This is a genomic window from Paenibacillus sp. (assembly GCF_048976745.1).
Taxonomy (GTDB): domain Bacteria; phylum Bacillota; class Bacilli; order Paenibacillales; family Paenibacillaceae; genus Paenibacillus.
Genome location: NZ_JBHGUU010000003.1, coordinates 1 through 20802, shown reverse-complemented (window position 1 = coordinate 20802; position 20802 = coordinate 1). Strand labels below are relative to the sequence as shown.

At 45.6% G+C, this 20802-nt stretch carries 13 protein-coding genes and 1 tRNA gene; 2 read left to right on the top strand and 12 right to left on the bottom strand.

The window, feature by feature from the left end; genetic code table 11:
- Positions 1 to 203 precede the first annotated feature (203 nt).
- From speD to ACE3K2_RS00660, 10 genes are all read right to left on the bottom strand, one after another.
- A complete protein-coding gene (gene speD, locus ACE3K2_RS00705) occupies positions 204 to 605 on the bottom strand; it encodes an adenosylmethionine decarboxylase (protein ID WP_421885577.1) in 402 nt (133 codons plus the stop codon).
- A 334-nt stretch (positions 606 to 939) separates the two neighbouring features.
- Positions 940 to 1527 carry a non-ribosomal peptide synthetase module gene (locus tag ACE3K2_RS00700; protein ID WP_421885573.1) on the bottom strand — a complete coding sequence of 196 codons (588 nt, stop codon included), beginning with the start codon at positions 1525 to 1527 and terminating at the stop codon, positions 940 to 942.
- A 267-nt stretch (positions 1528 to 1794) separates the two neighbouring features.
- Positions 1795 to 2451 (bottom strand): ribosome biogenesis GTP-binding protein YihA/YsxC, encoded by a 657-nt coding sequence (yihA, locus tag ACE3K2_RS00695; RefSeq protein ID WP_421885570.1) that lies wholly within the window; start codon positions 2449 to 2451, stop codon positions 1795 to 1797.
- 156 nt (positions 2452 to 2607) lie between these two features.
- Positions 2608 to 4947: an endopeptidase La gene (lon, locus tag ACE3K2_RS00690; RefSeq protein ID WP_421885566.1), complete on the bottom strand. Its 2340-nt coding sequence runs from the start codon at positions 4945 to 4947 to the stop codon at positions 2608 to 2610.
- Positions 4948 to 5033: 86 nt separating this feature from the next.
- Positions 5034 to 6788, bottom strand: coding sequence for an ATP-dependent protease LonB (gene lonB / locus ACE3K2_RS00685; protein ID WP_421885563.1), 1755 nt, complete (start codon positions 6786 to 6788; stop codon positions 5034 to 5036).
- A 167-nt stretch (positions 6789 to 6955) separates the two neighbouring features.
- On the bottom strand, positions 6956 to 8053 hold the full coding sequence (gene ispG / locus ACE3K2_RS00680; protein WP_017692591.1) for a flavodoxin-dependent (E)-4-hydroxy-3-methylbut-2-enyl-diphosphate synthase: 1098 nt from the start codon (positions 8051 to 8053) through the stop codon (positions 6956 to 6958).
- A gap of 120 nt (positions 8054 to 8173) precedes the next feature.
- Positions 8174 to 9427 (bottom strand): ATP-dependent protease ATP-binding subunit ClpX, encoded by a 1254-nt coding sequence (gene clpX / locus ACE3K2_RS00675; protein ID WP_253440333.1) that lies wholly within the window; start codon positions 9425 to 9427, stop codon positions 8174 to 8176.
- Positions 9428 to 9439: 12 nt separating this feature from the next.
- Positions 9440 to 10030 (bottom strand): ATP-dependent Clp endopeptidase proteolytic subunit ClpP, encoded by a 591-nt coding sequence (gene clpP, locus ACE3K2_RS00670; RefSeq protein WP_036605886.1) that lies wholly within the window; start codon positions 10028 to 10030, stop codon positions 9440 to 9442.
- A 379-nt stretch (positions 10031 to 10409) separates the two neighbouring features.
- The gene (gene tig, locus ACE3K2_RS00665; protein WP_421885558.1) at positions 10410 to 11750 is read right to left on the bottom strand and encodes a trigger factor; all 1341 of its coding nucleotides are present in this window, start codon (positions 11748 to 11750) and stop codon (positions 10410 to 10412) included.
- A 138-nt stretch (positions 11751 to 11888) separates the two neighbouring features.
- The gene (locus ACE3K2_RS00660; RefSeq protein WP_421885656.1) at positions 11889 to 12824 is read right to left on the bottom strand and encodes a hypothetical protein; all 936 of its coding nucleotides are present in this window, start codon (positions 12822 to 12824) and stop codon (positions 11889 to 11891) included.
- Between the two features lie 233 nt (positions 12825 to 13057).
- Here ACE3K2_RS00660 and ACE3K2_RS00655 point away from each other — a divergent pair.
- A tRNA-Arg gene (locus tag ACE3K2_RS00655) sits at positions 13058 to 13131 on the top strand.
- Positions 13132 to 14031: 900 nt separating this feature from the next.
- On the top strand, positions 14032 to 15261 hold the full coding sequence (locus ACE3K2_RS00650; protein WP_421885556.1) for a CynX/NimT family MFS transporter: 1230 nt from the start codon (positions 14032 to 14034) through the stop codon (positions 15259 to 15261).
- A 135-nt stretch (positions 15262 to 15396) separates the two neighbouring features.
- Here ACE3K2_RS00650 and ACE3K2_RS00645 read toward each other — a convergent pair whose 3' ends face one another.
- Positions 15397 to 19356, bottom strand: a complete 3960-nt coding sequence (locus ACE3K2_RS00645; protein ID WP_421885553.1) for a S8 family serine peptidase — start codon at positions 19354 to 19356, stop codon at positions 15397 to 15399.
- Positions 19357 to 19741: 385 nt separating this feature from the next.
- On the bottom strand, positions 19742 to 20512 hold the full coding sequence (locus tag ACE3K2_RS00640) for a class I SAM-dependent methyltransferase (protein WP_421885550.1): 771 nt from the start codon (positions 20510 to 20512) through the stop codon (positions 19742 to 19744).
- Positions 20513 to 20802 lie beyond the last annotated feature (290 nt).

The following is a 20802-nucleotide window of genomic DNA, read 5'->3' as shown; positions in this document are numbered from 1 at the left end:
CCATGTTCATCATCATATGCACTGTCATTTATTGTAGTGTCTCACCAAAGTTCACCCTTATGCGTTAAAAAGTGTCGATTATGAAGATTCATAACGATATGGATATTAAAACAAATAGCCATGGAATTATTCCATGACTATTAGAGTTTGGGAGGTTATGTGTCCCTCCAATATGTGAACATTGTGTATGCAGTACTTTTTAATTAAACCCGTTCTGTCCGGTTGTTCATCTCTGGTGTTTCAACTTGCAATTCGCCCAATCCACGTACCAGCTTTTTTGCATACGTTTTTTCAGGCTTTAATACGGATACCAGGTAGTCAATGGCCAGCTGCGGGTCAACGGTATCCCCACAAGTGTAACAATCAATTGCTGCAAAACCTCTCTCAGGATACGTATGAATGGAGAGATGGCTCTCAGACAATAGCACAAGTACGGTCGCTCCCTGTGGGTCAAACTGCTTGGACTGCACGGACATTACTGTCGCGCCACATGCCTCCGCTGCTTCAACCATATGGGCTTGCAAGTACTCCGCATTGTTCAGTAGATTAAAGTCGACACCCCAAGTATCAACAGCAACGTGTCTTCCGAAAGTTGAATATTCCATCCTTCGGTTCCCCCTTCCTAGGAATAAAATGTTTGAAAAATTTCATCCGCTAGGACCTACGTCATTCACTTCCCGAGGGAAAAATCTCTCGCAACATATAATGTCCTGAGTGAATCCTGGTTCCTATATTGTTTTCAACGAGATTAAAAATAACATTGAATCAGCGTGAAATCAACCCTTTTCCAGAAGATTGTAAAATAAATATGTTCAATGCGGAATATTTGATCTTACATCAAAAAATTCCCCGAAACCTCCGCATTGGCGAGTGCCACAGCCCGGAAGAAACAAGGGAATTCAGACCATTCATATACGTGTATAAACATACAGCTTCAGGTTAGTAAGCCTCAAGTTCAAACAACCGTTTTTGATAACGGGCAAGACTCTGATCAATCTGATGGAGCTGATCCGCAGTCGCATCTTTTCTAGTATCCAGCAGTGAATCAATCTCGGCATACACCCGGTTGATTTCGCGTTCTACATCTCTGGCCTGGAACAGATGCTGCAATTCAAGCAACGTATTTTTGTATTCATAGATCACTCGGGTGTTTTCCCCGGTTTTCTCCACAATTTTACGGACAGTGCCTTGAGCATAAATATACGTCATGGTGAACCCTTTATAGATTCGATGAACAACCCCGTCACCCTTAAAAGTCATAAAGAGCTTCCGGACAACGTTGGTCAGATGCAGATTCACCAAGCGGCAAGATAACTCACAGATATAAAATCCTTCTATGCGGTCAAAAGGGAAATGAACCTCTTCTCCACTTACATCCCCCAGCACAACCTCCTGACATCCATTGTCCAGCACCTTAACCCGATGATGGAGCCGGCCGTCTTCCGTCAAGCGCAAAAATTGATGCATCTGGGGTTCTGACAATTTCATAGTGGCCTTAACATACTCTGTGGCTAACCGCTGAGCCATACAAATCCCTCAATTCTTTCCCGATTGTTTTGCCTTCCTGCACATGAAGCAGTAATTTCAAAATTCTTCAGGCCGGCAAAGCCGGTATTTTTGGTACTGTTGGCAACATGCACCTATGCTCATTATACACTACCCTGACGCTATTTTTCTCCGGACCCAGATGATGTATTCTTACAAAATCCCATAAAAACCCGGATTAATCTTGATCTCATCAAAGATTCACTCATCATGCTCACTTTCCCGCACTAAAACAGTATACTATCTCGGTTATCCGTTAATTTCGCTGTTTTCTTCCTCTTCAGAAGCACCCTCTACATCCAGTTCTGGTGCATACTTATCGATGCGGGCATGGCGGGTAATGATATCCCATAATTCTTCTTTCCCCAATCCCTCTTCGGATGAAAACGGTACAAACAAATCCCCTGAACGCAGACCCAGTGATTCCTTAATAACTTTGATATGTTTGGCTCTGCGTGTTTTGGGGATCTTGTCCATCTTGGTTGCTACTACAACCAAAGGCAATCCGTTATGACGAAGCCACTCATTCATCATCTTGTCATCCTTGGATGGCTCATGTCTCATATCCACCATCTGCATAACCAGTTTCAATTCTTCGCGTCCGAGCAGGTATTTCTCCATCATTTTACCCCAGGCAAAACGTTGCTCTTTGGAAACTTTAGCGTAACCATATCCCGGGAAATCGACGAAATAGAGATCCTGATTAATTTTATAATAGTTGAGCTGCTGTGTCTTACCCGGTGTTGAGCTCGTCCGAGCCAAATTTTTACGATTGATCAAACGGTTGATCAGGGAAGATTTCCCCACATTGGAGCGTCCCGCCAAAGCAATCTCTGGCAGACCGTCATCGGGGTATTGTTCAGGCCGAACGGCACTAATAATAAATTCAGATTGATTTACTTTCATATTGTATCTTTCCTCTCTTGAACGCCTTTACTATGCATAACCCACTGATGGTATTATGCCATGGATTGTTCTATCATACCAAAAAAACCGTTCCAGCGGATGCCGAAGCCTCCGCAGAACGGTCTACTCTTCATACAAACCTTTCGGATACGGGGATTATAGGTGAATTCCTGCCTGCTCAACAAGCGCATGCTGCAATACCTGATCCATATGGGCGACAGGGACAAATTCGACATCTTCCTTGATGCTGTCTGGAATGTCACGCAGGTCCCGTTCGTTATCCTTAGGCAATAATATTTTTTTATAGCCGGCACGATGGGCTGCCAGTGATTTCTCTTTCAAACCACCAATGGGCAACACACGTCCACGCAATGTTATTTCACCCGTCATGGCGATATCCTTGGACACATGTTTGTTCGTCAAAGCTGAGATTAACGCTGTTGCCATGGTAATCCCGGCTGATGGACCATCCTTCGGAATCGCTCCTTCCGGAACGTGGATATGAATATCGTTCTTTTCATGGAAATCAGGCGATATCCCAAGCTGCGTAGCTTTGGAACGAGTGTAACTGAATGCGGCTTGTGCCGATTCCTTCATGACATCTCCCAGTTTACCTGTCAGAGTCAATTTACCTGTTCCAGGCACAACAGTCACTTCAATAATAAGGGTATCTCCGCCCACTTCAGTCCATGCCAGACCCGTTACGGTACCAATCTGATCTTCCAGTTCGGCCATGCCATAACGGAACTTGCCAGGTCCAAGGTAGTCTTTGATCTCATCTGAAGTGATGTTAATCTGACCTTCCACACCAGATACGATATTCTTGGCAGCTTTCCGGCACAACGAAGCCATCTGTTGTTCCAAATTACGCACACCTGACTCCCGTGTATATTCACGAATTACACGCAACAGCGCGTCATCCGGAATTTCCAATTGCTCTTCTTCCAGACCATGGTCCTGCTTCTGTTTGGGCAACAAATAATTTTTCGCAATTTGCAGCTTCTCCAGCTCTGTATAACCAGGGATATTGAGCATTTCCATCCGATCCAGCAATGGACGCGGAATATTGTGTACCGTGTTGGCAGTTGTTATAAACATAACGTTGGATAAGTCAAACGGCAATTCTACAAAGTGATCACTAAACGTATTGTTCTGTTCCGGATCAAGGACTTCAAGTAACGCTGCGGAAGGATCTCCGCGGAAATCTGAAGCCATCTTATCAATCTCGTCTAGCAGGAATACCGGATTAAGTGAACCCGCCGTTTTCATCCCCTGGATGATACGTCCAGGCATGGCTCCCACATAGGTGCGTCGGTGGCCACGAATCTCGGCTTCATCCCGCACGCCGCCAAGAGAGATTCTTACAAACTCCCGCCCCAGCGATCTCGCAATCGAACGGGCAAGTGATGTTTTACCGACCCCTGGAGGTCCAACCAGACAGAGAATTGGCCCTTTGAGCTTCTTGACGAGCTTCTGGACTGCCAGATATTCAAGCACACGTTCTTTGGGCTTTTCCAATCCGTAATGATCTGCATTGAGCACATCCTCGGCTTTTTGGATATCCAGATCATCCGCTGTCATCTGGCTCCAAGGAAGGCCAAGCAGCCAATCCACGTAGTTGCGAATGACTCCGCCCTCGGCTGAACTTGCAGGCATCTTTTCCAGTCGATCAATTTCTTTCTCGACCTTTTCTTTCACTTTGTCCGGCAAGCCGAGTTCTTCCATCTGAGTGCGAAGTTCCTCGACCTCACCCGCACGGCCTTCTTTTTCACCCAGTTCTTTCTGGATCGCTTTCATCTGCTCACGCAAATAATATTCCTTCTGCGTTTTCTCCATCTGTTTCTTCACACGTTGGCTGATCTTCCGTTCAAGCTCCAGCACTTCGCGCTCATTGTTCAGGATATCCAGCAATTTCTCCAGACGTTCCCGAACGTCGATGGTCTCCAGAATTTCCTGTTTATCCTTGATCTTCAAAGACAGGTGACTCGTGATCACATCGGCCAGACGCCCTGGTTCTTCGATGTCAGACACCGCTGCGAGTGTCTCTGGTGTCACTTTTTTGGACAGATTAATATAATTCTCGAACTGGTTCAGAACGGTACGCATCAAGGCATCCGTCTCCGGATGGGTGTTCTCCTCTTCAGGCAGCTCTTTGGCCAGTACTTCATAATATTCCTCGTTGTCCGTATATTCAATAATTTCAGCCCGTTCCAAGCCTTCCACGAGTACACGAATCGTACCATTCGGAAGCTTCAGCATCTGTCTGACCTTGGCCACGGTTCCGATTCTGAAAATGTCCTCTTGTGTTGGTTCTTCAATATTTACTTCGGCTTGGGAACATAGGAGAATCAAATGTTCTTCTACCATCGCTTTTTCTAAAGCCTTGACCGATTTCTCCCGGCCCACATCGAGATGCAGTACCATACTCGGGTAGACGAGAAGTCCTCTTAAAGGCAGTAAAGGAAAACGACGACCTTTCGCTTTGCTCGGTCCCATCGCTTTCGCACCTCCAATGGCTCTCAGGTTGTAGTCATTCATTATTCTATCAAATGTTCACATAAAAAACCAATGAAGGGAAGCGCTTAGCAGCTTCCCGAATCTGTAACCTGTCCTGGACGAGGCACGTCAGCACGCAAATAGGAAGCGGATGCCGGCGGAAAAATCTCCGGTGCAGGTGCAACTGTCTCCTCTGCAAGCTTCGTTTGTTCCATCTGTTGTGATTCCGGAACCCAGGCGAACACTTCACGGAATACGTCCTGTACCGTATCTACCGGGATAACACGCAAGCCATCCAGATTCTCAAAAATGGACTGCCAGTTCTCCGCGGGAATAATAACGGTCTTCGCTCCTGCCTGAAAGGCAGCCTCCACCTTGGCCAGCACGCCACCAATAGGCTTAACCCGACCATGAATACTGATCTCGCCAGTCATCGCTGTCTCATGATCCACAGGGCGTCCCTGAATGGCTGATGTAATGGCAGTCGCCATCGCAATCCCGGCTGATGGACCATCAATAGGCGTCCCACCTGGGAAATTCACGTGTAAATCGTAATCATTCGGACGAATACCCATGGCTTTTAATACGGTTAACACATTTTCAACCGAGCCTTTAGCCATACTTTTTCGCCGGAGTGTACGCGAACCGCCTCCAATCTCTTCTTCATCCACAACGCCTGTAATGTTGATTCGGCCTTGATCTTTAAGAGCCGGAACAGCAGACACTTCGATTTCCAAAATGGTTCCCATATTCGGTCCGTATACCGCCAAGCCATTAACAAACCCCACCTGCGGCTGTGAAGGGACCTTACGGTCAGGTCGTGGCTGTATCTGACTGCTACCCGCCACCCACTCCACATCGGACGCCTGAAGCGTCTCACGCTTCTCTGTCAGCGCAAGTCCAGCAGCCAGCTGGATGATATTGACCGCTTCACGTCCATTGGTTGCGTATCGCTTGACCACATCCACGGCATCCGGACATGGACTGAACCCTATTTTCTGAACAGCATCTTCTGCAATTCGTCCAATCTCCTCAGGCAACAAAGGACGGAAATAAACCTCCATGCAGCGCGAACGCAAAGCGGGTGGGAGTTCATGCGGTGAACGTGTCGTTGCTCCGACAAGGCGGAAATCGGCCGGCAGGCCATTTTGAAAAATATCGTGGATATAAGCAGGAGTATGCGTGTCTTCCGAGTTATAGTACGCACTCTCCAAAAACACCTTGCGATCCTCCAACACTTTCAACAGCTTATTCATCTGAATCGAATGCAATTCACCAATTTCATCAATAAAGAGCATTCCCCCATGCGCTTTCGTCACAGCGCCCGGTTTCGGTTGGGGAATACCTGCAACACCCATGGCTCCTGCTCCCTGATATATCGGATCATGAACCGAACCAATTAAGGGGTCCGCAATACCACGCTCATCAAAACGGGCTGTTGTTGCATCCAGCTCGGTGAATTTCGCGTCTGGTTTGAAAGGAGAAGATGGATTCTTCTTGGCTTCTTCCAGCACAACTCTTGCGGCAGCTGTCTTCCCCACTCCGGGAGGGCCATAAATGATAACATGTTGCGGATTTGCACTGCATAATGCAGCTTTAAGGGCACGTAGCCCGTCCTTTTGCCCAACAATATCGTTAATGGTAGCTGGACGCGTCTTCTCCGACAGCGGCTTGGTGAGTGAAATTGAACGCAGCTTGCGCAGCTTCTCCAGTTCCTTGCGAGATTCACGCTCAACGGCACTGCGGTTTGTTTTCTGACCACGCAGAAGGTTCCAGAAATACAAACCAATCACCACTCCAAAAAATAACTGAATCAACATGATGACCATACCAAATTCCATGTCTTCACATCCTCCTATTTTGTCGCTATTCTCATATGAGATCATGCTAATACTTGGTAGTATAGCCTTTTCAACGAGACGTAAACGGGCAATGCGGAATTTGTATATGACAATATAAAAAGCCCGCCATCGCTGGCGAGCTTTTGTTGTAACCAGATATGAATCAATCAGTGCGAACGACCAGGAATAACACCTGTCTCTTCGTAGGCTTCGACGATTTTGTCGATCTCTTTTTTCAGTTCCTCAACCATGATTTCTTCAGGTACTTTACGGATCATCTTACCGTGACGGAACAAAAGACCTTCTCCACGAGCACCAGCAATCCCGATATCCGCTTCCTTAGCCTCACCTGGACCATTAACCGCACAACCCAACACCGATACTTTAATCGGCACCTTAAGTTTGGAGATATACTCTTCCACTTCGTTGGCAATGGAGAACAGGTCGATGTCCAAACGTCCACACGTTGGGCAAGAGATCAATGTGGCTGCATTCGTAATGAGACCAAACGTTTTGAGCAGATCACGAGCGACCTTGATTTCTTCTACCGGGTCCGCACTCAATGAGATCCGCATCGTTGAACCAATACCCATCGACAACAAGGCTCCCATACCTGCTGAGCTTTTGATCGTACCGGAGAACAGTGTACCTGCTTCGGTAATCCCGAGATGCAACGGATACGGAATGATTTGAGCTGCTTTGGTATACGCCTCAATCGCCATCGGCACATCCGATGCTTTGAGAGACACGATGATATCATGGAAATCCAGCTCTTCCAAAATACCAATGTGATACAATGCACTTTCTACCATAGCATCCGCCGTAGGATATCCGTACTTCTCAAGAAGATGGTTTTCCAGAGAGCCTGCATTTACCCCGATCCGGATCGGAATACCGCGGTCTTTACAAGCTTTAACCACTTCTTCCACTTTAGCACGTTTACCGATGTTGCCTGGATTAATCCGTACTTTATCAATGCCGTTCTCAATCGCAAGCAAAGCCAGCTTATAGTTGAAATGAATGTCCGCTACGAGCGGTATATTAATGCGTTTTTTGATTTCCTTGATGGCTGCGGCAGCTTCCTCATTATTTACCGTGACACGTACCACCTGACAGCCCGCTTCTTCCAGTCGCAGAATCTCTGCAACCGTTGCCTCAACATCTGCCGTTTTGGTTGTACACATACTTTGGATAATGACTTCGTTACTGCCACCGATCGTTACGTTTCCCACTTTCACGGGACGTGTATCCTGTCTTAAATACATGAGTGATTTCTCTCCCCACAACGTCAAAGCTCCACCCTGACAGAGACATGAATTCGCCTTCTGCCAAAGTGGAGAACTGACAAGTCTATATTTCAGAGTTCAACGGGATTCAGACCTTTATTAGGCGCTTTCTTCCTGCTTATCGTCCTTTGATTGGCTTAGTTCAGGCACGACTCTTTTCTCAACCACTTCTTCGGTAATGACACAGTTCGTAACATCTTCACGTGAAGGCACTTCATACATGATTTCAAGCATGATACCTTCAATGATGGCACGCAATCCACGTGCACCCGTGTTACGTTTGATCGCTTCTTTTGCAATCGCGAGCAATGCAGCTGGTTCAAATACCAGATTTACATTATCCAGCTCAAGCAGTTTTTGGTACTGTTTCGTAAGCGCGTTTTTCGGTTCGGAAAGAATCCGTACCAATGTATCTTCATCCAGCGGCTCCAAAGTGGAGATGACTGGCAGACGGCCTACAAACTCCGGAATCAGACCAAATTTCAGCAAATCTTCCGGCAATACCATACCCAGGTATTCACCTGGTTTCAGATCTTTTTGCTCAGAAACGGTATTGAAGCCAATGACTTTTTTACCGATCCGGCGTTTGATCATTTGCTCCAGACCATCAAAGGCACCGCCGCAAATGAACAGGATGTTCGTTGTATCGATCTGAATGAATTCTTGATGAGGATGTTTACGGCCACCTTGTGGTGGTACAGAAGCGACAGTTCCTTCAAGAATTTTCAAGAGAGCCTGTTGCACACCTTCGCCCGATACATCACGAGTGATGGATGGGTTTTCGGATTTACGCGCTACTTTATCAATCTCATCGATATAAATAATGCCACGCTCTGCTTTTTCCACATCATAATCAGCAGCTTGAATCAGCTTGAGCAGGATATTCTCTACATCCTCACCAACATAACCCGCTTCTGTTAATGACGTAGCATCCGCAATCGCAAAAGGAACATTCAGAATTTTTGCCATCGTTTGCGCAAGCAACGTTTTACCAGAACCCGTAGGTCCTAACAGCAAAATGTTACTCTTTGACAATTCAACGTCTTCAATCTTGCTTTGTGTGTTGATCCGTTTGTAGTGATTATACACTGCAACAGACAATGATTTTTTCGCTTGTTCCTGTCCAATAACATATTGATCCAGAATATTACGAATTTCTTTTGGTTTCGGAATATCTTTCAGGTCAATTTCTTCATCATGACCGAGTTCTTCCTCAACGATTTCGGTGCAAAGTTCGATACATTCATCACAAATGTACACGCCTGGTCCAGCGACCAACTTGCGTACCTGCTCCTGAGATTTACCGCAAAAAGAGCATTTCAGTTGCCCTTTCTCATCGTTAAATTTAAACATGAAACCACCCCTTTAGGAATTGATCGGTCTACTGAGCACCTGGTCAATAATGCCGTACGTCTTAGCTTCTTCAGCGCTCATGAAGAAATCACGGTCTGTATCCCGCTCAATTTTCTCAAGAGGCTGACCCGTACGATCGACGTATATTTGATTCAGTTTCTGACGTGTTTTAATAATCCATTCTGCGTGTATCTTAATATCCGCAGCCTGTCCTTGAATGCCGCCAAGCGGCTGATGAATCATTACTTCGCTGTTTGTCAGCGCATATCTCTTGCCAGGTGCACCGGCTGTTAGCAATAACGAGCCCATGCTTGCTGCCATTCCTACGCAAATGGTAGATACATCCGGCTTGATAAATTGCATCGTATCGTATATACCCATCCCTGCAGTGACAGAACCACCAGGTGAGTTAATGTACAAGCTGATATCCTTCTCAGGATCGTCGGCTGCCAAAAACAAAAGCTGTGCTATGACAAGATTGGCTACATCGTCGTCAATCGCACTGGTTAGAAAGATAATGCGATCTTTCAGCAAACGTGAATATATATCGTAAGACCGCTCGCCTCGATTGGTTTGTTCTATAACCATTGGCACCAGACTCATGAGACCAACCTCTTTTCTACATGTAATTAGACATAGGCCACCTGTAAAGCAAACCCAAATTCATTCTAACACTTTCCTGTGACAATGTCATTTTTCACAAGAGGGGTCAGACATCCGTTTGTTTACTTTTTTAGCCTGATCATATTTAACCATGTTTTCTATGTATGTGCAAATTGAAGCCATCCTATGCCGTCTTGCCGTTTTTTATTTGCATGAGGTACATAGGTATGTAAAAAGTGTACACAGATCAATAAAATTAGTTTTCATCCATATAATTACTTCATTTTCTATAAAATGGATGTCATAATTTAAAAATAAGGCACGCAATAGTTCACGTGCCTTATCGTTTATTCAAGTGACAAGTTGATCACAGCTTGTCTTATTTTTCGTCAGCTTCTGCAACAACTTCTTCAGCTGGAGCTTCAACGGGTTCAACAACTGTGCTGTTCTCAACAAGAACGTCAATCGTTTTACGCAGTTTCACTTCATCGCGAAGGCTGTCCAGGGAACCATTACCTTCGAGGATGCCACGGATCTCATCAGCAGGACGCTTGTAAGATTCAGCCATTTTCTCGAGTTCTTGATTCACTTCTTCGTCAGATACTTCAATGTTTTCCGCTTTACCTACAGCTTCAAGCACCAGGTTGTTGCGAACACGTTTGGAAGCATCTTCTTGCATTTGTCCTCTCAGGTCAGCTTGAGTCTGGCCAGAGAAGCTCAGGAACATTTCAAGGTTCATACCTTGGTTACGCAGACGGTTGTCGAAATCACGCATCATGTTTTGTACTTCGCTCTCAACCATTGCAGCCGGAATGTCCACTTCAGCGTTCTCAGCCACTTTTTCTACAACTGCATTTTCTTGTGCAGCTTTGGCTTCGTCAGCTTTACGGGATTCCAATTGTGTTTTCAGATCAGCTTTGTACTCTTCAAGCGTATCGAATTCACTAACATCTTTAGCAAACTCATCATCCAATGCAGGAAGTTGTTTGCGTTTGATTTCGTGAATTTTCACTTTAAATACCGCTTGTTTGCCAGCAAGTTCTGCTGCATGGTAGCTCTCTGGGAAAGTCACTTCTACGTCTTTGAAGTCACCTGTGGACAGACCCACAACTTGCTCTTCAAATCCAGGAATGAATGTGTTGGAACCCAGTTCCAGGGAATAACGCTCAGCTTTTCCACCTTCGAAAGGTACACCATCAACGGAACCGTCGAAGTCGATTACTGCAACGTCGCCGTTAGCAGCGGAACCTTCGTCGATTACAACGAGTTCAGCGTGACGTTGTTGAAGACGCTCAAGTTCTTCAGCCACTTCTGCATCCGTTACTTCACCTTTTGCTACAGCAACTTCGATTCCTTTGTACTCACCAAGAGTAACCTCAGGTTTCACAGTTACTTTCGCTTTGAACTTGAATGTTTGTCCTTTAGCGAATTGTTCAACATCTACGTCAGGACGATCAACCGGGAAAATATCCGTTTGGTCGATTGCTTCTGTATAAGCTTCAGGAAGCAAAATGTCGATTGCTTCTTGATAAAGGCTCTCTACACCAAAACGTGCTTCGAAGATGGAACGTGGTACTTTACCTTTACGGAATCCAGGTACATTTGCTTGTTTAACCACTTTATTAAAAGCTTTGTCGAGTGCTGCAGTTACACGATCCGCATCCACTTCAACCTCAAGAACCCCAAGGTTCTTCTCTATCTTTTCCCAAGTTGCTTTCATTGTATACTTTCCCCTCCAAAATTCACATGTTCACGTAGGCAATCACGTACAAAATAACCATTTTAGTATAAACAAGATTAGATTCTTTTTCAAGGGGAATCCCTTGATACAGTTTAAGGAAAACGTTTCCGGCCTCGATTAACCGTCCAAACCGGCAGATACAAACTGTTTCATGGAACGATAAGCCTGCTCCAGCCGAAAGCGCATCGCGCCTGTCACAGCATACATTGAGCGTGTATTCTCCTCATCATGCGAACCACCCAAACTGTCTGCAACGGTCATATGTAGAGCTGCTGCCCATATATCTGTCATGGAATCATTTTCTTCCAGCATCGATATATAATCGCGGGTTCCATACACCGCCATGACATATTGTATCCACAGTTCCTGGGCAAAATAAAAGAGCGTAGGTTCATGAACCTCCGTCTGATCTGCTACTCGTTCCAGAATCTGAACAATTTGGAGCGGGAATTCCTCTGGTCTAAGAGGCACGGTATCGATCTCAACTTCAACCTGCTCTTCGCCTCTCGTAAACAGGATCATACCTTGAACACCTCGGCGACGCAAGGTTTGCAGCACACGGAATTGAAGCAGAGGGTGAAGGGACTTATCTTTTAACCAACTCGTAAGTGCTTCGTCAATCTTCGGTAGATCAAGATAGGCCAGCTGCTCCAAAGCCAGCATCGTCTGTTCGGACAGCGGCTCCTCCATGACCGTGCGAAGCATCTTGTCTGCATAGCCATCATCCTGTTCAAGCTTCATTCGGGCATGCTGCCGTGCCATGTCTTCCTCACTAATCTCTTCTTCCTCTTCTCGTTCTTCAAGAACGGCAGGCGAGGTTTCTTCATATTGAGGAAACGCAGCCTGAAGCCATTCGAGCAAGGCTCGCCATTCATCATAGTGGCGCTCTTCCTGTCCCTGACATTGCAGCAAAAAGTGAAGCAATTTCATCGCTTCACCATACCGTTCATTTTCAAGCATAACTGTCAATTGAATCTGGTAATAGTCCAGCGTCTTAGGAAACAGCACAATATTGTTGTTATGCTCGGTTTCCGGGGTCGTGGATTCCTTAATGGGAGCACCTCCTCTATATCCTGAATCTCCAGTTGGAATCAACTTAAATAGATGTATATGTTAAAACGATTGTTGATCTATTTTTGAGTTCTCCTGATATTCTAACATAACCTTAAATATAATGAAAAAAACGTTACTGCCGCCAAATATCATATACGAAAAACACTTTAAAATAAAATGCTTGATATTCCTGTATGCATATGATAAAATCAATTTTGCTTGAAAAAATTCATGTCTCAGTAGCTCAGCTGGATAGAGCAACGCCCTTCTAAGGCGTCGGTCGGGGGTTCGAATCCCTCCTGGGACGTATTAAAAAGAAACTTCCTTTGGGAAGTTTTTTTGCGTTCTAGGGATGAGAACCCCAATGGTTCGTCGGAGCATTTGCTTCGTTAGCACAACTTCGCAGTCTCGACTGCAAGAAGAGTATCCCTCCTGGGACGTATTAAAAAGAAACTTCCTTTGGGAAGTTTTTTGCGTTCTAGGGATGAGAACCCCAATGGTTCGTCGGAGCATTTGCTTCGTTAGCACAACTTCGCAGTCTCGACTGCAAGGAGAGTATCCCTCCTGGGACGTATTTAAAAGAAACTTCCTTTGGGAAGTTTTTTTGCGTTCTGGGGATGAGAACCCCAATGGTTCGTCGGAGCATTTGCTTCGTTAGCACAACTTCGCAGTCTCGACTGCAAGGACAGTATCCCTCCTGGGACGTATTTAAAAGAAACTTCCTTTGGGAAGTTTTTTTGCGTTCTGGGGATGAGAACCCCATGGTTCGTCGGAGCATTTGCTTCGTTACACGCTCTATTTCGTTGCACTGAAACGTATTCATTTGCTTACACATGGGTGACACGTCGCAGTATCGATGTCCTAACGAACATGGGACACTTTATTTGACCCAAATTCAGCATATGGAATTCTAACGAGTCCTAGAGAGCTTATTTCACCATTCCGGGGTATTAACTCACTTAATTGCACTTCATAGCCTGATTAACGTTGCTGAGGTTCGTTAGAATCTAAAAATTAGCGGTTATCTCCATTTTAAGACCTCCTGGTTTCGTTAGAGCTCTTCAGGTCCAAGATAATTGAGCACCACGTTCTTGTGGGTGCTTTTTTCATTTCATTGCTCAATATTGACATAGAATGTTATGCTTGCGGAGTGGATAATGTAACAATCCATACATATTAACTTCTTAGGAAACAGGAGACTTTATCAATGTCATCTTCAATACAGCAGCACTCGTCCATCCATGCCGAGGAAGAACATTCTTCGACATCCAAAAGATTCGGTCTGTTATTAGCAGGCATTATCGTCATCGCCGCTACGATGAGGTCACCGATTACAGCAACAGGTCCCGTCGTGGAGATGATCCGCTCAGATACAGGTATCGGCCATACGATGGCCGGGCTTCTGACCTCACTACCTTTGCTCGCCTTTGCGGCAGTTTCTCCTTTTGCACCACGTCTTGCCAAACGTTTAGGACTCGAATCTGCCCTGCTATTGGCTGTTATCATCGTAACCATTGGAGTGGCCTTACGCTTGTTACCTTCCGTTCTCTTCTTATATACAGGAACCGCAATATTGGGATGCGGCATTGCATTAAGCAACGTGCTTTTGCCAAGTTTGATCAAACGTGATTTTCCATTGCGGGTAGGTATCGTCACCGGATTATACTCTGTATCCATGAACATATTTGGCGCCATCGCATCAGGTGTCAGTGTGCCCTTAGCTGGAGCCACATCTATGGGTTGGCGTGCTTCGTTAGGCGTGTGGGCCTTGTTGTCCATACTGGCGCTTCTCTTGTGGCTCCCCCAGATTGCTGCAGGACGCCAGCGGATGTTATATCTGACCTCCCAGAGCGAAGGAGCACCCGTGCGTCTAAGAACCTCTGCACTGGCTTGGTTCATTACTTTATTTATGGGTCTTCAATCTCTAATATTCTATACAACGATTACCTGGCTTCCCGAAATTCTGGCCGAGCAAGGATTCAGCCCCACCTCGGCAGGGTGGATGCTCTCACTGATGCAGATGGTTAGTGTACCGGCTACCTTTATCGTTCCGATCCTTGCCGGCCGAACACGAGATCAGCGTGTTCTTACCGCGATTACGTGTTCTTCTTTAATTGTCGGGTATGCGTTATTGTTAAGCGGCATCGCTTCGCTCGTTACCATCGGCGTCACGTTGGCAGGAATAGGTGCTGGAGCTTCGTTTGGACTGGTAACGATGTTCTTCGTGCTTCGCACAAAAGATGCCAGACAAGCTGCCAGTCTGTCCGGTATGGCCCAGTCTTTTGGATATATGCTGGCAGCAGTGGGACCTCTACTGTTCGGTATGCTTCATGACTGGACAAAAGGATGGACACTCCCGTTGCTAATCCAGGTCATTCTTGCCATTGCTTTACTCATCACAGGGATTCAGGCCAGCAAAAATCGAATGATCGGTTAGTCATATCACGCATTTATCTGGGAATCAACATTTATATTAGAAACAAAATGACCTCCATCCTGTAAATCAGGATGGAGGTCATTTAAGTATGGAACAATTATTTCATTAATTGAATCAGCTTTAATAAGGAAGAACTTACTTCACTTTAACCTTAATCGTGTCTGTGCTGGTAACTCCGGCTGCGTTAATTAACTCTGCCCGATACGTATACGTGCCCGATGCTTTCCCGGACAGTCTAGTCACTGCACTTTGCGCAAGAGGTGATACCGCAAGGAGTTCTTGCGTGTCGATCAACTTATCATTTTCATAGAGACGATACTCTTTAGCATTGGTGCCCCACCACAGGTTCATGGTCACCTTATAATTGCCATCGCCATCCCAGTTATCATGAGAGAGAACTGCTTTGCCTGGCGATGCGTTGGTAACCTGAACAGTCAACGTCTGACTCCGCGTTGTTCCCTTGTCGTTGGTTAGCTCGGCCACGTACGTATATGTGCCATTGGCTTTACCCGTGATCTTCGTTTGTGCAAACTGCGCCCAAGGCGCGTTGTAAGTCAACTTCTGTGTATCAACCAGAACCCCGTCCTCATATAACTTGTAGCTAGTCCCGTTCTCGCCCCACCACAGGTTCATGGTAACGATATACGAGCCTTCTGGCAGGCCGTTGCCTACCCAGTTATTATGAGACAATACAGGCGTGCCCGGAGCCTTGGTAGCCGGAGTTTCAGGTTCAGTCTCCACAGCTTCCAACTTCAGAACCGTATTGGCTGTACCCGCAAGACCTTGTTGGTCTTTTACTGTAAGTTCAACGATATACTCGCCTGCTTCGATTCCTTCCAAAGGAAGGCTGAATGTGCCATCAGCTTGTACTTCAAAAACACCCTCTTTTTGAATCGAACCATCTTCCTTTTTCACAACATACGTTGCTTCCAGGGAAGCTGCCGCATCAAAAGCAATGTCCCATCCACTGGCAAGTGCAGGAGCAACACGGAAGTACAAATCTTCCACGCTACCATTAAGAACAGCAGACTCATCCTCTTTGAACTCCAACGCTTCTGGTGCAGTTACAGTCGGAGCTGTCTTTTTCACCAAGAATGGGGGCGTATCTTCCTTATAGGTTTTGCCGTCTGTACCAATGGTAGTGATGTCTACCGTATATAAACCATCTGGAATCTCAGCCACTTCATCAGTCGTGTAATCCGCATATGTGCCATTCCAAGCAAGGTTGTATCTTGCATTTGCATTGAAATTATAATAGTTACCGAAAATGGAGCCGATATAACCATCTTGATAATATCCACCTTCCGGATTAAGACCATCATAAATTTCAATCAAGGCAAATGTCATCGGATTATAGAATTCCATTGCTACATTCAGCGTATCAAACGTACCATCCGCCTTCAATGGATAGTGGAATGGATTTTTTTCAGTACCTTTTACGGTTTCAATATATTTAACTCCACTTAACGTAACGTTGAAATGAGCAACATATGGCACAGTATAGGTATTTGTTCCGTTCGACAACTCAATGTATCCTTGTGCTTCTGTAGTCGCAGTAACCCCTCGTGGAACGGTGATTGTCACTGCAAGTTCTTCCTCACCATTCAGTGTGAACGAACTCTTGTCTACCGCGACAGATACACCAGCAACATTACGAGTCGGATTCACATTTATGGTGTAATCCCCGCCACTACCATTCAGCGCTTCAACTTTAATCGTTTTGGTAATCGTCTTTTCATCTGTGCTCAGGAAATTACCGTAGTTGATGCTTCCCGTGATATTTTCCTTTTCAACAACAGAACCACTTTCTGTGTATTGAGTTACATCAAGCACTTTGACAAAAGCAGCAGGATCAATGGTGTTCACTGCCTGAATACGGCCCGCACCTTGATCAAAAACATCATACTTCGTCGTATCCAGCACCTTACTATTGTTCATGAGCGCAACTTTGATATCAAATGGCGTCCAGTCTGGATGCTTCTCGATCAGCAAGGCAATCAAACCTGCTACATGAGGTGTAGCCATACTTGTACCTGATTTACGATCATAGGCTTGTGCGTAATCCGCATCTGGCTCATCCTTGCCGTAGGCAGGAATGGTAGACAGGATGCTTGTACCTGGTGCAACAATATCCGGTTTGATATCCAGTGTTACTTTTGCAGGTCCACGTGAACTGGATGAATTCATCTCATCACCCGGCGTTTGGCTGCGTTCAAAATCACTAAAGCTCACTTCAACGGCTTGTCCCGCGTCCAGCTCAGCCTTAATTACTTCTCCATCTTCTTTGGACATGCTCAGTGTTGGAATGAGTTCAAAGTTATCCCCCAGACTTACACCGATTGGACCTGGAATGTTGTTATATACAATAACAGCTACGGCTCCAGCCGCTTTTGCATTGGCGATTTTCTCTACAAATGCGAGTTCACCACGCTGTATCAATGCCACTTTACCTGTAAAATCCTTGCCTTCAAAATCAGTTGGCTTACCCAGTGCTGCATATTCAAGCTCATATTTCCCTGTCAAAACAGTTTCAGGGTCTGCTGACAGGCTCCATCCCATCAGATCCAGACGGTAAACCGACTCTGTAATAGTCAGCGGAGCTTCAGTCGGAGCAATTACAGACTCTTCTTCCACAGGAGCAGTTTCAGGAGAAGTCTCAACTGGTGCAGAAGGTGACGCAGATGGAGTATTTTCCTCTGTTGTAGCTTCTTCTACATTCGGAACCCCAGCTTCGTCAGAAACTGCATCCTCCACAGCTGCTGCACTTTCTTCAATAGCAGTTGCGGGTACACCTTGCTCTGAATCTTCAGGCTCTTCTGTTCCAGGTGCCGTCCCCAGTTCAGGAGATGGTTCAACCTCCGGCACCGGTTGTTGTTCAGGCTGTGCCTCTTCGCCCTCTTCACCAATCCAGAAATGAGTATCCGCGGTAATCAGCTGGCTAGGTCCTGTAGAGTTACCTACCGTAATAGCCATTGCAGACGCACCCGGAGAACCCAGTGTATAACGGTTGGGTCCACTGTTACCACTTGCCACAACCGCTGTCACGCCAGACAGCATGGCATTGTTCAGGGCAACCGAAGTGATATAACTTGGGTCGTTGGCGGCGTTACCTAACGAGAGATTGATTACATCCATGCCATCTTGAACAGAACGATCAATTCCGCCGAGTACCCATGAGGTTTGACCACTACCATACGGGCCAAGTACACGGTAAGCATAGATATCCGCTTCAGGAGCAACACCAACAATGCCGTAGTCCCCCGCTTCGCGAGCAGCAACGGTACCCGCTACGTGCGTACCGTGAGATGTGTAATAGGGGCTTCCAAGCTCGTTAAGCTCAGGCTCGCCCGATCCTTTCCATTCTTGATATGTTGTTTCATACGGGTCATTGTCGTTACCAACAAAGTCCCATCCACCTTTGTAAGCTTCCTGCAAATTCGGGTGTTCATAGTCAATCCCGGTATCGATGACTCCCACTTTGATGCCATTTCCTTTGTACCCCAGATCCCATACTTCAGGTGCACCAATAAAAGGGGCTGTGTCTTTCATGTACGGGTTCACTTCATCTGTCTCGGGCGCTATTGTAACTTCAAGGTCAGGATATACGCTGACCACGCCAGGTATTTGAAGCAATTGTCCTACTTGGTTTCCTTTAAGCTCAATCGCTACACCATTCAGGGCATATGCATATTCTTCCAATACTTCATGTTTGATTTTCTTCTGAGTGAGGCTATGTACAAATGACTGTTGTTGTTGCTCAACTTGAGTCACAGCCTTTGTTTCCATAGAGGAGGTAAAAGATTTTCCGGAGAGGGTTGATTCACCTTGCGCTACTGCAACTGGTTTATTGGAAAGCTCAACGATCACTCGGGTGTTTTCTCCACCCAAGCCTTCCAAGCTTTTATCCAAAAATGGATCTGCAGCAAGTTTGGCTTCCCGTCCTGCAAGAATCTCTCTCCATTGTTTGGCTTCGGCCGTACTTGGTAAATTCTCAAGCTGAATACCTGAATCTGCGGGAGCGGCTCCAGCCGCGGGGAGAATAATGGAAAAGACCATCAGAACACTTAATAACGTGGATATCAATCGTTTACTCAAGGCTTTGCCCCTCCTTTTAAATGTGAATACCTCACCAAATGATGGGTTCCTGCTGTTTGTGCGTACTGCAATACGCACTCCAATTTCACCACCTATCTGCAAGAAGATTGACCCTTGGTAAATTATTCTATCAAAATAGCACATTTTCCTTCTAAATACTTACAAATATGATATAGAAATTACTTATATGGGTCTTGAGTATGATAAAAATATCCATTTGTAATTATTTGTCGTTTGAATATTTCATTTTTAAAATAAGACAGCAAAAAAAAGACCAAGAGCCTCTTTAGCAGAAAGAGAATCCTGGTCTATAGGTAAAGTATGAGAAGTGTAAAAACCACTCATATAATTCGTTTAACATCGATGATTATGGCATAAATCAACATTATACTTGCTTCACGGCTTCAATACGCAGACGCTTGTAGTCGGCATACAGAGCATCATTTTTCCAAAGGTAAGGCATCACAATCTGAGTGGTTTCCTTACACATTTGCTGGATCTCTTCATGACTGAAACCTTCAAAATAGTCTCCTCCAAAATGAGCCAACCAGCCTACTATACCCTGCTCTCCATCCTCTAATCTGGTAGGACGGTCATAGTGATAGGCATGACGCACCAGAAATCCACGTTGTTCTAAAATATGGCTATATTCTCCGATCGACGGAAAATACCAGGGATTGCGTTCTGAAGCACGAATGCCCGTGTTTCGCTCCACAACCTCCTCTATTGCATTCACAATGGTCTGCACGTTCCCTTTACCACCGAATTCTGCGACAAAACGCCCTCCGGGCTTCAATGACTTCCATATGTTATCCACCACTAATCGCGGACTTCGCATCCAGTGCAGGGCTGCATTGGAGAAGACGGCATCATACAGTCTATTGGTCTCAAATTGATGACCGTCTCCTTCCACAAACTCCATTTCAGGGAATTTCTCCCTCGCACGGCGAATCATGTCCGGCGATGCATCCATACCAATCACTTCAGCTTCAGCCAGAGAAATTTCATACGTCAAATCCCCTGTCCCGCAACCCAAATCAAGTATGTATTCCCCCTTTTGAGGTTGAAGCCAAGAGATCAGGTTTTTGCCATATCCTGACACAAAAGCCAGTTTGTTGTCATACTCATCCGCTTGCCATTGATTTATTGATTTCATGGATATCACCGTCGCTTTCGTTATGGATATCCTCATTGTGGCATAGAATTGTTTATTCTTTAAATATATAAATGCTATATTATTTATAGGTATAACCAATAAAACAATTTTCCCCTGTACGCAAAAAAACTTCCCGAAGGAAGTTTTCTTTTTTTTACGTCCCAGGAGGGATACTCTCCTTGCAGTCGAGACTGCGAAGTAGCGCTAACGAAGCGGATGCTCCGACGAACCGGTGGGGGTTCTCTTCCCTTGAACGCAAAAAGAAGCTTCCCGAAGGAAGCTTCTTTTTT